This is a genomic window from Shewanella sp. CAL98-MNA-CIBAN-0140 (assembly GCF_040309905.1).
In the GTDB taxonomy this organism is placed as follows: domain Bacteria; phylum Pseudomonadota; class Gammaproteobacteria; order Enterobacterales; family Shewanellaceae; genus Shewanella; species Shewanella psychromarinicola.
This window is the reverse complement of sequence record NZ_JBEOPI010000004.1, coordinates 24,280-37,864: the sequence shown is the minus strand read 5'-3', so window position 1 is coordinate 37,864 and position 13,585 is coordinate 24,280. Positions and strand designations below refer to the sequence as shown.

The following is a 13,585-nucleotide window of genomic DNA, read 5'->3' as shown; positions in this document are numbered from 1 at the left end:
AACTAATTAACTAAGTACAACAATTAACCCAATAATAAGGAAATAACATGAACAATGGCAATCTATTTGATTTAACAGGGAAAGTCGCTTTAGTCACTGGGGCAAGTCGTGGTATTGGGGAAAGTGTTGCCAAAGTATTAGCTCAGTATGGTGCGCATGTGATTGTATCAAGTCGAAAAGTTGAAGCCTGCCAAGCTGTCGTTGATGAAATTGTAAAAGCAGGCGGCAGTGCACAGGCCATAGCGTGTCATATTGGCGAATTAGAACAAATTGATGCCATTTTTGATGCCATAACTGAACAACATGGCAAGCTGGATATTTTAGTTAATAACGCCGCCGCCAATCCGTATTTTGGTCATATCATTGATACCGATTTAATCGCCTTTCAAAAAACCGTCGACGTTAATATTCGTGGTTATTTCTTCATGTCGACCAGAGGCGCAAAATTAATGAAAGATAGTGGCGGCGGCTCAATCATTAATGTGGCTTCTGTTAATGGTGTTATCCCTGGCGATTTTCAAGGTATTTATTCCATCACTAAAGCTGCTGTGATTTCGATGACTCAAGCTTTTGCTAAAGAATGTGCCCAATTTAACATCCGTGTAAATGCATTATTGCCCGGTGGAACAGACACCAAGTTTGCATCAGCCTTAGTTGATAACCCGGCAATTCTTAAACAAATGATGTACCACGTGCCAATGAAACGTGTTGCACAACCTGATGAAATGGCCGGCACCGTATTATATTTAGCGTCAAATGCATCCAGCTATACCACGGGTACCGCCATTAATGTTGATGGTGGTTATTTGATTGGTTAATCGGTCAACGGATAAAGCTAATTAAAGCTAACTAAATCTAGTTAAATCAATAGTTAATCAACAGAATAAAATAATAGCTAATCTAATAACAACAACAAAATAATGAATCAAAAGCTAGGGAAGCATCATGAATAGCGATAAAAACACCAGTGTTAATAAATTATTTGAACCCTTTATCACTAAATCATTGTCATTAAAAAATAAAACCGTAATGGCACCGATGACGCGGGCATTTTCGCCAAATTATATCCCCAATGATGAGGTTGCGGCCTATTACCGCCGACGCGCTGAAGGTGATGTTGGATTAATTATCACTGAAGGGACCTTTATTTCCCATAAAGGTGCTAATGGTTACGAGAATGTGCCTGCTATTTATGGTGACCAAGCCTTAGCAGGTTGGAAACATGTTGTTGATGAAGTGCATGCTGCCGGTGGCAAAATTGCACCACAACTTTGGCATGTGGGTTCAGTGAGGAAAGTCGGCATCGGCCCAGACAAAGAAGCGCCAGCGTATAGCCCTTCAGGTTTGTACAAGCCTGGTGCTAAAAATGGTGTCGCGATGACGCAAGACGATATTAATGAGGTTGTCGCTTCATTTGCCCAAGCTGCACTTGATGCCAAAAATATAGGTTTTGACGCCATTGAAGTTCACGGCGCCCATGGTTATTTGGTCGATCAGTTTTTTTGGGAAGGGACAAATCAACGAGAAGATCACTATGGTGGCTCGTTAGAAAATCGTACCCGCTTTGGGGTTGAAATTGTCAAAGCAATCCGCGCAGCCGTGGGTGACGACTTTACCATTATCTTCCGTTTTTCACAGTGGAAACAACAAGATTACAGCGCCAAGCTTTGTCAAACACCTGCAGAGTTATGTACTTTCTTAGGCTTATTAAGTGATGCTGGCGTTGACATTTTTCACGCCAGCACGCGTCGTTTTTGGATAGCCGAATTTGAAGGTTCTGACCTTGGTCTTGCCGGTTGGACTAAAAAACTCACCAACAAGCCGGTGATCACTGTCGGTAATGTGGGCTTAGATGCTGATTTTATTGGAGAGGGTAATGCTGATTTATCAGGCACGTCGAATCCTACCGGTATTGACGAGTTATTAGTCCGTTTAAACAATGACGAATTTGATTTAGTGGGTATTGGCCGTGCGTTATTAGTTGATCCGCAGTGGGTTAATAAAATTAAGAACCATGCCATTAATGAGATCAAACCTTTTAATAAAAAGTCATTAATGTCTCTTAGTTAGAGTCAGTTGACTTAATGTCTTAAACACAAAGTGTCAGTCAAACTCCAGCACGAGTTAACGCCGTAATGACATCTTATAAGGATAGAAAATGAATTTTGAATACAGTGAAAAAGTTCAAGCGTTAATCAAACGAGTCAACGACTTTATGGATTTGCATGTATTTCCTGTAGAGGAAGAAATGCATAAACAAGTACAACTCGAGCCATGGTCAACGCCACCGTTAATGGAACAACTTAAAGCCAAAGCGAAAGCAGAAGGCTTATGGAATTTATTTTTACCGGTCGCGTACGGCAAATACAGTGCTGGTTTAACTAATTTAGAATATGCACCCCTTGCTGAAATTATGGGTAAAGTGATGTGGGCGCCAGAAGTGTTTAACTGCGCGGCACCTGATACGGGCAATATGGAAGTATTAGCTAAATACGGTAACGAGGCGCAGAAAAAGCAATGGTTAGAGCCGTTGCTTGACGGCAAAATACGTTCAGCGTTTGCAATGACCGAACCTGACGTCGCCTCAAGTGATGCCACTAATATCGAATTACGCATTGAACGTGATGGTGATGAATATGTCATTAATGGTCGCAAATTTTACATTAGTGGTGCGTGTCGCAAACAATGCGAAATCATGATTGTGATGGGCAAAACGGATCCTGGAAACAGCAACCGTTATATACAGCAATCACAAGTGCTTGTGCCGATGAACGCCCCTGGTGTGACCTTGGTTAGACCGATGAAAGTGTTCGGTTATGACGATTCTCCAGAAGGGCACGGCGATGTCATTTTTGACAATGTGCGGGTACCTGTTGAAAACATTATTGCGGGTGAAGGTAAAGGCTTTGAAATTGCTCAAGGTCGTCTTGGGCCTGGGCGTATACATCACTGCATGCGTTCAGTCGGAGTCGCGCAACGTGCGCTAGATTTAATGTGCCAACGGGTTAGCCAGCGCATTGTGTTTGGTCAGCCGATGATCAAACAACAATCGGTACGTGAAGATATTGCTAAGTCGGCTTGCCAAATTGAACAAGCGCGTTTAATGACATTAAAAGCGGCGCAAAAAATGGACACCGAAGGTAATAAAGCCGCCAAAGAGTTAATTGCGATGATTAAAATTGTCGCCCCAAGTATGTCACTTGATGTGATAGACCGCGCCATTCAATGCCATGGCGCAGTGGGCGTGAGTCAAGATACCTTCTTAGCGCATGCATGGGCTGGGCAGCGTACTTTGCGTTTAGCCGATGGTCCTGATCAAGTGCATATGATGCAACTTGGGCGTGATTTAGTTAAAAAAATAGCTAACTAGTATTAAGGCCTGTTGATCTTTCAGGATCAGTTTTGCAGCAGGTTGGAACTTATTTCAACCTGCTGTTTATAATGTTGATAGCTCATACTGGCCACTTAAATTACACAAAAAAGAGTATTGCTAAATGGCACAAGAATCTCCCGTTAATAATGAACAGCTTACTGCTTATCTAGAAGCCCATGTTGATGGCTTTAGAGGGCCAATCACCCTTGAGAAATTTGCCGGTGGTCAATCAAACCCAACGTTTAAAGTCACCTCAGCATCGGGTGTGTATGTGCTTCGCCGCCAACCGTCGGGGAAATTATTAAAGTCAGCTCATGCTGTAGATCGTGAATATCGTGTATTAAATGCCTTAAAAGACAGCGACGTGCCGGTTGCAAAAGTATTTCACCTGTGTGAAGACAGCAGCATTATCGGTTCAATGTTTTATCTGATGCAATTTTGTGATGGCACAGTTTATTGGAGCGCATCATTAGCTGAGATTGACACCAATGAGCAACGCTCAGCCATGTATGACGCAATGAATAAAGTACTGGTTGCTTTGCACAGTGTTGATGTAGATGCGGTTGGATTATCAGATTACGGCAAAGCAGGTAACTACTTTGAGCGTCAACTCACGCGCTGGACATCACAATACCGTGTGACAGAACTGAAAAAAATTGCCGCGATGGATGAACTGAGCCAATGGCTTGAACAACATGTACCGGAAGATGATGGCCGTGTTTGTTTAGTCCATGGCGATTTTCGCTTAGACAATATGATGTTTGCTAAAGATAGCCCCGATATTATCGCCTTACTTGACTGGGAACTATCGACACTAGGTCATCCATTTGCTGATTTAGCGTATCAATGTATGCAACTGCGCATGCCAGCAGGTATGGGCAGTATTGACGGTTTACAAGATATTGACCGCGCCAGCTTAGGCATCCCAACAGAAGCGGAATATGTCGCTCTGTATTGCCAACGAATGGGAATAGGGCACATTGAAAACTGGGTGTTTTATTTGGCTTTTAGTTTCTTCCGTTTAGCGGCCATCGCCCAAGGAGTCGCTAAACGTGCCACCGAAGGCAACGCGTCTAATGAACATGCCAATAAAGTGGGCTCGTTTGTCGAACCACTGGCAAAAATGGCCTTAGAGGTCATTGCTAAAGAGATAAAGAGATAAAGAGAGTTAATCAATAAACTAACAAAACAAAACTCAACATAGAAAAGACCATCAATTACAGGAGTTACTCGCATGGATCCATTATTAGACTTTACCGGTAAGGTTGCCGTTATTACTGGCGCGGCTCAAGGTTTTGGTAAGTTACTGGCTGAAGAGTTAGCCAAACGTGGCGCTAAATTAGTGATTAGCGACATTAACGAAGCGGGTGTAAACAAGGTAGCGGACGATATTGCCTCTAGTGGTGCCGACGTGATCGCGATGAAATGTGATGTGTCTAAAGATGCGTCATGCAAAGCCATGGTTGAGACTGCGATTAAACATTTTGGTCGAGTTGATATTGGGGTTAACAATGCCGGTATTGCCCATGAGTTTAAGCCGTTTCATGAGATTGATGAATCTATTATGGACAGCCAGTTTGCTGTCAATGTGAAAGGTGTCCAATTTGGCATGCGTCATCAAATACAGCAAATGCTCAAACAAGGCCAGGGAGCCATTCTCAATGTTAGTTCGATGGCGGGTCTAGGTGGCGCAGCTCGAGGCAGCGCTTATTCTATGGCTAAACACGCTGTGATTGGCTTAACCAAAACCGGCGCTGTGGAGTACGGTCGCGACAATATTCGTATTAATGCAATTTGCCCATTTTTTACTCTTACCCCTATGGTCACCAATTTTGCTGACGAAGAAAAACAAAAGAAAATGGCCCGTGGAGCTCCAATGAACCGCCTAGGTGAACCTAAAGAAATCGTTGCTGTGATGCTGATGATGTTGTCACCTGCAAATACCTATATGACGGGCCAATGTATTGCGGTAGATGGTGGCGTGTCAGCGTTTTAAACTTGCCTGCGGGCATCATACTGCCATCAAAGTAACCAGCTCAGTGATTTGCTCAGTTACTCAGTTACTTAGTTATAAAACAAGATAAGAAGAGAATATTATGCCTGCAACGTTAATGAACCAACGTGATCTTGAATTTATGCTTTACGAACTGTTTGATAGTGAAGCATTAACCAGCAGAGAGCGTTATCAAGATCATGACCGCCAAACCTTTAATGAAGTGGTTAATACCGCCAAAACGATTGCAGAAAAATATTTTCTTCCGATCCGTCGCAAATTGGATATTGAACAACCCACTTTTGATGGCAAAAAAGTGCATATCATCCCTGAGCTTAAAACAGCCATCGACGCGGTAAACGAGTCTGGGATTGGTGCTGCAACTGCAGATTATGATTTAGGAGGCATGCAACTGCCACCAATTATTGCCAGTGCCGCGGGTTCGTATCTTAGCGTCGCCGGTGGCGTAGGCATGGGCTATAACATGTTGACCACGGCTAATGCCAATTTACTCCAAGCCCACGGCAGTGCTGAGCTGATTGAAACCTGGGTGAAACCGATGCGAGAAGGTCGGTTTATGGGCACCATGGCCATGACTGAACCTGGCAGCGGTTCCGCTTTAGGCGATTTAACCACAAAAGCGGTAAAAGCTGAGGATGGCACCTATCGCATTAGCGGCAGTAAAATCTATATTTCAGGCGGCGATCATGATTTAAGCGAGAACATTGTCCATTTAGTCCTTGCCAGAATTCAGGGTGCTCCCAAAGGTGTTAAAGGGATTTCGTTATTTGTTGTGCCTAAGTTTTTGCTTAATGATGATGGGTCGCTGGGCGATGACAATGAAGTGGCGCTGGCAGGCTTGTTTCATAAAATGGGTGGCCGAGCACAAACATCTACAGCACTGAGTTTTGGTGAGAAAAAGGGATCAATTGGCTATTTAGTCGGTGAAGAACACTGTGGTTTAAAATACATGTTCCACATGATGAACGAAGCCCGCATTATGGTCGGCACCAGTGGCGCAGTGCTCGCGGTTGCCGGATATCAATATTCAGTGGACTACGCTAAAAACCGTCCTCAAGGTCGATTACCATCGTGTAAAGATCCACAATCTCCTATGGTGAATATCATTGAACATGCGGATGTAAAACGTATGCTATTAGCCCAAAAATCCTATGCAGAAGGGGCAATGGCTCTAGTGCTGTACGGTACTCAATTAAGTGATGATTCACATACCTCAGCCACAGCCGAGCAACGCCAATATGCACATACATTGTTGGACTTTTTAACGCCCATCATTAAAACATGGCCATCAGAATATGGCCCCAAAGCGAACTCCCTTGCGATTCAAGTCATGGGCGGCCATGGTTATATAAACGAGCATCCGGTTGAAATGTTCTATCGTGATAATCGCTTAAACCCTATTCATGAAGGCACTACCGGGATCCAATCATTAGATTTGATCACTCGTAAAGTGCCGATGAATAACATGCAAGGCTATAAGGCTACGTTAGCTGAAATGGTTAAAACGATTGAATACGCAAAACAATACCCAAGCTTAAACGAGTTTTCTTCACAATTAAGCCAAGCGCTTGATACGTTAAGTGTGACAACGCAAGCGGTGTTAAGCGCGATGTCGACTAAAAATATTGATTTAGCCTTAGCAAATTCAGTCAAATACTTAGAGTTATTTGGTCACGTGATTATTGCTTGGTTATGGCTTAAGCAAAGTATTGTTGCGACTAAAGCGATAGCCGAACAACCGCACCAAGCCGATATGCATTTTTATCAAGGCAAATTGCAGGCTTGTCAGTATTTTTATCGATTTGAATTGCCTGAAATTAGCGTATGGTCAAATTTACTGATCAATACTGACAGCACCAGCTTTGATATGCAGCCTGACTGGTTTTAATTTAGGTTTTAATTTGATGTCTAATTAATGCGATACGACTGCAGATTTATGCCATTAATGCGCAGTGGCGTTTTATAAAATCGAGTTTACAAAAAACATTACCGCGCCATGGGTAATGTTTTTTTGTTTGTGACTTGCTCATTTTATTTTGTCACGTTTGCATCCTCTACATCACCAAGCTATTCATCCTGTGAATAGCTTGGTATTAAAACTATTCATTTGTTTAATTTACCTACCCCAACTAGCATGAGATATCGCTTAAATTTTATTCATGGATTGTACCGCGAAAGTACAAAAGGAAAGGGAATAATGCCGACAGTAATTAATCGAAATGACATTGCCAACTATATTGGCTATCAAGCTGAGCCAACAGGTTGGCACCAAATTACCCAAGAGCAAATTAATCAATTTGCTGACTGCACTCTGGATCATCAATTTATTCACGTAGATGTTGAGAAAGCCAAAGCAACCCCTTTTGGTTCAACCATCGCCCACGGTTTTTTATCGTTATCTATGCTGTCGCATTTTGCTGAAAATTTTAGCGTCATTATCGATGGCTTCTATATGGGGCTAAATGCCGGTTTCGATAAAGTACGATTTTTGCAACCTGTTACCGTCAATAGCCGCATTAGAGCGCATGCTAAAACCCTTTCAATAGCAGAAAAAAAACCAGGGCAATTTAGACTATCGACCGAAGTGACCATTGAAATAGAAGGCTGCGATACACCGGCATTGGTTGCCGAGTGGATATCGGTGCAAATGGTTAAATAGTGATGCTTTAGAAGTGATGCTTTAAAAATGATGCTTCTAAAATGATGGTTAAGTAAAAGTCTGACGCATAAAATAAACAATAATAATAAACAGTTAAGGTAAAAAAATGACAATTAGTTTTGCAGGAAAAGTGGCTATTGTAACGGGTGCCGGTAACGGTTTAGGCCGCTCACATGCATTGGAATTGGCCAGACGCGGTGCCAAAGTAGTGGTTAACGACTTAGGCGGTGCTCGTGATGGCAGCGGCGCATCTTCAGCGGCGTCACAAGAAGTGGTGCAGTTAATTGAAGAGATGGGCGGCGAAGCGATTAGCCATGGTGCTAACGTAGCCAATTTTGACGAAGTACAAGACATGGTGCAACAAACCATGGATAAATGGGGTCGAGTCGACATTCTGATTAACAACGCCGGTATTTTGCGGGATAAGTCTTTTTCAAAAATGACTTTAGATGACTTTAAATTGGTCATGGACGTGCATGTTATGGGGTCTGTTAACTGCACCAAAGCGGTGTGGGAAATCATGAAACAACAAAACTACGGCCGTATCGTGATGACAACGTCATCGAGTGGCATGTACGGTAACTTTGGTCAGGCAAATTACGGAGCCGCTAAAATGGCCGTCATTGGGCTCATGAATACCTTAGTGCTTGAAGGTGCAAAAAATAATATCAACATCAATGCACTTGCGCCAACGGCTGGTACACGGATGACTGAAGATTTAATGCCAGAAGAAATAGTTAAGGCGTTTTCCCCCGAAGCGGTAACGGCAGGCATGCTGACCTTGTGCGATGAAGACGCGCCAAATCGGTTTATTTTATGTGCCGGAGCCGGTGGCTATTCAAGTGCCTCTATCTTTGAAACAGAAGGCTGTTTTATTCCTAAAACATCGCAAAACCCAGAAACCGTGCGTCAAAACTGGGCGTTACTCACGGCTCAAGAGAATCAACAATCGTTACTGTCGGGTGCCAAGCAAGGTGAGAAGTTTGTAATGAAGGCAATGGCGTTCATGAAGTCTCAACAGCAGTCTCAACAGTAATAGCCTAGTGCGGCAATCATTACGCGAGTCATGACTTGAATAATCATGGCTAATAACAGCACCAAGTCCGATCGAACGATAAACAACAACTATAAAAAGACAGGAATTATCATGAGAGAAGCCGTCATTGTATCAGCCGCCCGAACACCTATAGGTAAAGCCTATCGCGGTGCATTTAACGATTTATCCGCCCCGACGTTAGCGGCCGTTGCGGTAAACGCCGCAATAGAGAGAGCGGGTATTGACCCTCATGACATTGAAGATTGTATTTTTGGTGCTGCGTTAACTCAAGGCAACCAAGGAATGAACTTTGGTCGTCAAGTGGCCATGGCGGCACAATTACCGGTATCTGTGCCGGGCATGACTGTCGATCGTCAATGTTCTTCAGGATTAATGTCTATTGCTATCGCTGCCAACCATATCGTTGTTGATGGTGCCCAAATTGTTGTCGCCGGGGGTTGTGACTCAATCAGCTTAGTACAAAACGATAAAATGAATATGCATCGTGCGGTTGATCCCAGCATAAAAGCTTACCAACCAGCCATTTATATGCCGATGCTTGATACTGCCGAAGTGGTTGCTGAACGATATGGTATTTCTCGTGAAGCACAAGATGCCTACGCTTTAACATCTCAACTACGCACCGCAGCGGCGCAAACTGAAGGCCGATTTGATGATGAAATTGTGCCTGTTACTTGCACTAAGCTGGTAATGGACAAAGCCAGCGGTGAAATGAGTAAGCAACAAGTCACCTTAACCAAGGATGAAGGTAATCGCCCGTCTACCGATCTACAAGGTTTGGCAAGCTTAAAAGCGGTCAAAGAATCCGGCTCGATTACCGGCGGTAATGCGTCGCAACTCTCTGATGGTGCTGCGGCTGTGGTAGTCATGGAGCGTGAATTAGCAGAGCAACGTGGGTTGAGTCCTTTAGGGGCGTATCGGGGCATGGTAGTTGTGGGCTGTGAACCTGATGAAATGGGCATAGGCCCAATTTATGCGATTCCAAAATTACTTGAGCGCCATGGTCTCACAATTGACGATATTGGTTTATGGGAAATCAATGAAGCGTTTGCTGTTCAAGTGATTTATTGTGCTGAAAAGCTCGGTATTCCAGCCGATCGTTTAAATGTTGATGGCGGCGCAATCTCCATTGGCCATCCTTATGGCATGAGCGGCACTCGCATGGTAATGCATGCGCTAATTGAAGGTAAACGTCGTGGGGTTAAATACGTGGTGATCAGTATGTGTATTGGCGGTGGTCAGGGAGCCGCGGGCTTATTTGAAGTGTTATAAGTCTGGCTCAATGTTAGGTTGATAAAAAGTTAATGAAACGTTAATGTCTGGTTAAGTTAATTTTTGCATCATACAAAATAATAATAAACATAGCAGCTAGAGTATTTGCTAGCCGCTAATAACGTAACATTTGGGGAAAAATATTATGGAAAAGATTTGGCTTGAGAAGAGTTATCCGCCAGGGGTTGAGTTTGAAATAGATCCTGATAAATATAATTCTTTGGCAGATTTATTCTTAATTTATACCAAGTTGTATGCCAATAATACTGCGTTCATTAATATGGATGTCAGCATTACTTATCAGCAACTTGAACAACAAGCGACGGATTTTGCTGCTTACTTACAGCAAGATTTAGGCTTAGTTAAGGGTGATAAATTTGCCATCATGATCCCCAATACACTGCAATATCCCATTGCACTATTTGGCGCACTGATTGCGGGTCTGACGGTGGTTAACGTTAATCCACTGTATACCGCCCGCGAGTTAGAACATCAATTAAAAGACTCTGGCACTAAAGGGATCCTTATTCTTGAAAACTTTGCTCATGTATTACAGTCTGTTATTAATAAAACCGATGTAAAGCATGTGATCCTCACAGGCGTAGGTGACAGGTTAGGTATGATTAAAGGCGCACTCGTCAACGGCGCAATTAAGCATGTAAAAAAACTAGTCCCAGCGTTTGATTTGCCCAATGCCATTAAATTTAATGACGCAATGGCCAAAGGCAGTAAACTTAATTTGACGCCAGTTGAGGTTGTGGGTGCTGATTTGGCCTTTTTACAATATACCGGTGGTACCACAGGCCCATCAAAAGGCGCCATGCTGACTCATCGCAACATGGTGGCCAACATAGAACAGTCCAATGCGGTTACAAAAAATGTCTTCGAAATAAACAAAGAAATTATGATAACCGCTTTGCCGCTTTATCATATCTATGCGTTAACTTCTAATTGTTTGGCCTTTTTACCATTTGGCGGCACTAATCTATTAATCACCAATCCAAGAGATATGGCAGGTTTTGTTAAAGAGCTGGCTAAATATCGCTTTACCGTTATTACTGGGGTAAATACCTTATTTAATGGGCTACTAAATACCCCTGGATTCGACAAACTTGATTTTAGTGCCTTAAAAATGGGGCTTGGTGGTGGAATGGCTGTGCAACGTCCGGTTGCAGAGCTTTGGGAAAAAGTCACTAACAGTCGACTTTTAGAAGGATATGGATTAACCGAATGTGCGCCCTTAGTGACATTAAGTCCTTATAACCAAAAAAGTTTCAATGGCTCTATTGGTTTGCCTGCATCATCAACGGATATTCGTTTAGTCGGGGCTGATGGTGAAGACGTGGCATTAGGCGAGCCGGGCGAAATGTGGGTTAAAGGTCCACAAGTGATGAAAGGCTATTACAATCGCCAAAAAGCCACCGATGAAGTCTTAATCGATGGTTGGTTAGCGACAGGTGATATCGCCACCATGGATGAAAATGGTTTTTTCAAAATTGTTGATCGAAAGAAAGATATGATCAATGTTTCAGGTTTTAATGTATTTCCAAACGAAATCGAAGAAGTACTGGTGATGCATGAAGGGGTACTTGAAGCTGCCGCTGTGGGGGTGTCGTGCGATATCACTGGTGAGCGAGTCAAAGTGTACATTGTTCGAAAAGACCCAACGCTTACCGAGCAAGATATACTCGATCATTGTAATAAAATGCTCACCAATTATAAGCGACCTAAAGTAGTTGAATTTATGAATGAATTGCCCAAAAGTAATGTGGGTAAAGTGTTACGCAAAGATCTTCGTAATAAGGCGTAAGCTTCATCGATGCTACTTTTTAGAGACTAATGTTTTAATAACAACTGTCTAATCATTAACCTAGATGCTTTAGTGTCGAAGTTTAGTATTGAAGTTTTAGTCTCGAAACTTTAGTCTCGAAACTTTAGTCTCGAAGCTTTAAGTCCCGAAGCTTTAGTCTCGAAACTTAACTGTCGGCATTTATTGCCGACAGTTTAACAATAAGAGCCATATGTTAGAAATATATGCTGGTGAAACGGCCTTAAAAAAGATCCAGCAAGATGGATTTTCCCCTGAGTTATTTAGCGCTTTCCTTGGTGCAAGCGGTGGGCCCAAATGGTTTACCTTACTGGGATTAGATAAATATATCTTTGGGGAGTTTTTCAAAGGCAGACAACAGCCGTTAAATCTCATTGGCTCAAGTGCCGGTGCGTTTCGCGCCGCGTGCTTTGCGCAAAAAGACCCCGTAGCGGCAATAGAGCGTTTAGCTAAACACTACAGTGAAACCGTGTACTCGGATAATACTAAACCCAAAGCGGCAGAAATTACCGCTAAAGCCATTGAATTGCTTGATGCGCTCTTTGGTGACAACGGCGCAGCTGAAATTATTAATAATAACGTCTTTAAAGCCCATTTTATTGTGGCTAAATGCAATGGTTTCGTAGCATCAGAAAACAAGTTCACACTAGGGGCTGGGTTGGTTAACAGCGTAATTAGAAATACCTTGAGTCGCTCGTTACTAAATAGTCAATATGAACGATATATATTTCAGCATAATCAAAGCGATTTAGTTCTCCACGATCCTGATAACATCCCAACTACCGCGGTGGCTTTTAGTCAACACAATATCAAAGCTGCGCTACTGGCGTCAGGTTCTATTCCTATGGTGATGCAAGGCATAAAAGATATTGTTGATTGTCCACCCGGCATGTATCGAGATGGCGGCATTATCGATTATCATTTTGATTTCAATATTCAAAATCAAGGCTTAATCCTTTACCCTCATTTTAGCTCGACATTAAAAGCGGGCTGGTTCGATAAAAAGCTGTCCCGCAACGTCAGGCTAGAACACTACGATAAAACCGTATTGCTTTGTCCTTCTGCTGAATTTGTTGAATCTTTGCCCTATAAAAAAATTCCTGACCGTAGTGATTTTATCGACATGAAACCCGCTCAGCGCATCCAGTATTGGCAACAGGTTTTCGTTGAAAGTGAAAAGCTTGCCCAGCACTTTAAACACTTTTATCAAACCCAAAATATCAGCAGCATAAAAAGTATTAAGCAACTCATTAGGTAATAACAGCAAAATGACACAAGTATCTCACCAGGATGACGATATCCATTAACCACGGTCTCAATAAACCACGGCCTCAATAAACCAAAGTATCGCGCAGTCACATGCAGCATTAATATACCAACAA

11 protein-coding genes are annotated in these 13,585 nt (G+C 42.8%); all 11 read left to right on the top strand.

What is annotated here, in order from left to right:
• Window positions 1-47 precede the first annotated feature (47 nt).
• Complete coding sequence (locus AAEY93_RS03245; RefSeq protein ID WP_101031328.1) at window positions 48-818, top strand: SDR family oxidoreductase; 771 nt, start codon at window positions 48-50, stop codon at window positions 816-818.
• A 127-nt stretch (window positions 819-945) separates the two neighbouring features.
• Window positions 946-2,070 carry an NADH:flavin oxidoreductase gene (locus AAEY93_RS03240; protein WP_351074929.1) on the top strand — a complete coding sequence of 375 codons (1,125 nt, stop codon included), beginning with the start codon at window positions 946-948 and terminating at the stop codon, window positions 2,068-2,070.
• Window positions 2,071-2,158: 88 nt separating this feature from the next.
• Complete coding sequence (locus AAEY93_RS03235; RefSeq protein ID WP_101031332.1) at window positions 2,159-3,370, top strand: acyl-CoA dehydrogenase family protein; 1,212 nt, start codon at window positions 2,159-2,161, stop codon at window positions 3,368-3,370.
• Window positions 3,371-3,494: 124 nt separating this feature from the next.
• Window positions 3,495-4,535, top strand: a complete 1,041-nt coding sequence (locus AAEY93_RS03230) for a phosphotransferase family protein (RefSeq protein ID WP_351074926.1) — start codon at window positions 3,495-3,497, stop codon at window positions 4,533-4,535.
• A 72-nt stretch (window positions 4,536-4,607) separates the two neighbouring features.
• Window positions 4,608-5,369 carry an SDR family NAD(P)-dependent oxidoreductase gene (locus AAEY93_RS03225; protein WP_101031336.1) on the top strand — a complete coding sequence of 254 codons (762 nt, stop codon included), beginning with the start codon at window positions 4,608-4,610 and terminating at the stop codon, window positions 5,367-5,369.
• 100 nt (window positions 5,370-5,469) lie between these two features.
• Entirely contained in the window at window positions 5,470-7,275 is a 1,806-nt protein-coding gene (locus AAEY93_RS03220; protein ID WP_351074924.1) for an acyl-CoA dehydrogenase, read from the top strand.
• 309 nt (window positions 7,276-7,584) lie between these two features.
• On the top strand, window positions 7,585-8,046 hold the full coding sequence (locus AAEY93_RS03215) for a MaoC family dehydratase (RefSeq protein WP_101031340.1): 462 nt from the start codon (window positions 7,585-7,587) through the stop codon (window positions 8,044-8,046).
• A gap of 106 nt (window positions 8,047-8,152) precedes the next feature.
• Window positions 8,153-9,082, top strand: coding sequence for an SDR family NAD(P)-dependent oxidoreductase (locus AAEY93_RS03210; RefSeq protein WP_351074922.1), 930 nt, complete (start codon window positions 8,153-8,155; stop codon window positions 9,080-9,082).
• A gap of 111 nt (window positions 9,083-9,193) precedes the next feature.
• Window positions 9,194-10,375 (top strand): acetyl-CoA C-acyltransferase, encoded by a 1,182-nt coding sequence (locus AAEY93_RS03205; protein ID WP_124013139.1) that lies wholly within the window; start codon window positions 9,194-9,196, stop codon window positions 10,373-10,375.
• 145 nt (window positions 10,376-10,520) lie between these two features.
• Window positions 10,521-12,185, top strand: coding sequence for an AMP-binding protein (locus AAEY93_RS03200; protein WP_101031345.1), 1,665 nt, complete (start codon window positions 10,521-10,523; stop codon window positions 12,183-12,185).
• A gap of 211 nt (window positions 12,186-12,396) precedes the next feature.
• Entirely contained in the window at window positions 12,397-13,461 is a 1,065-nt protein-coding gene (locus AAEY93_RS03195) for a patatin-like phospholipase family protein (protein WP_124013141.1), read from the top strand.
• The last annotated feature ends 124 nt before the right edge of the window (window positions 13,462-13,585 follow it).

Bases quoted from the DNA above. Each gene is read 5' to 3' on its own strand.
- AAEY93_RS03210 (WP_351074922.1), top strand. From the start codon at position 8,153: ATGACAATTAGTTTTGCAGGAAAAGTGGCTATTGTAACGGGTGCCGGT.
- AAEY93_RS03200 (WP_101031345.1), top strand. From the start codon at position 10,521: ATGGAAAAGATTTGGCTTGAGAAGAGTTATCCGCCAGGGGTTGAGTTT.
- AAEY93_RS03205 (WP_124013139.1), top strand. From the start codon at position 9,194: ATGAGAGAAGCCGTCATTGTATCAGCCGCCCGAACACCTATAGGTAAA.
- AAEY93_RS03225 (WP_101031336.1), top strand. From the start codon at position 4,608: ATGGATCCATTATTAGACTTTACCGGTAAGGTTGCCGTTATTACTGGC.
- AAEY93_RS03220 (WP_351074924.1), top strand. From the start codon at position 5,470: ATGCCTGCAACGTTAATGAACCAACGTGATCTTGAATTTATGCTTTAC.
- AAEY93_RS03215 (WP_101031340.1), top strand. From the start codon at position 7,585: ATGCCGACAGTAATTAATCGAAATGACATTGCCAACTATATTGGCTAT.
- AAEY93_RS03245 (WP_101031328.1), top strand. From the start codon at position 48: ATGAACAATGGCAATCTATTTGATTTAACAGGGAAAGTCGCTTTAGTC.
- AAEY93_RS03235 (WP_101031332.1), top strand. From the start codon at position 2,159: ATGAATTTTGAATACAGTGAAAAAGTTCAAGCGTTAATCAAACGAGTC.
- AAEY93_RS03195 (WP_124013141.1), top strand. From the start codon at position 12,397: ATGTTAGAAATATATGCTGGTGAAACGGCCTTAAAAAAGATCCAGCAA.
- AAEY93_RS03230 (WP_351074926.1), top strand. From the start codon at position 3,495: ATGGCACAAGAATCTCCCGTTAATAATGAACAGCTTACTGCTTATCTA.
- AAEY93_RS03240 (WP_351074929.1), top strand. From the start codon at position 946: ATGAATAGCGATAAAAACACCAGTGTTAATAAATTATTTGAACCCTTT.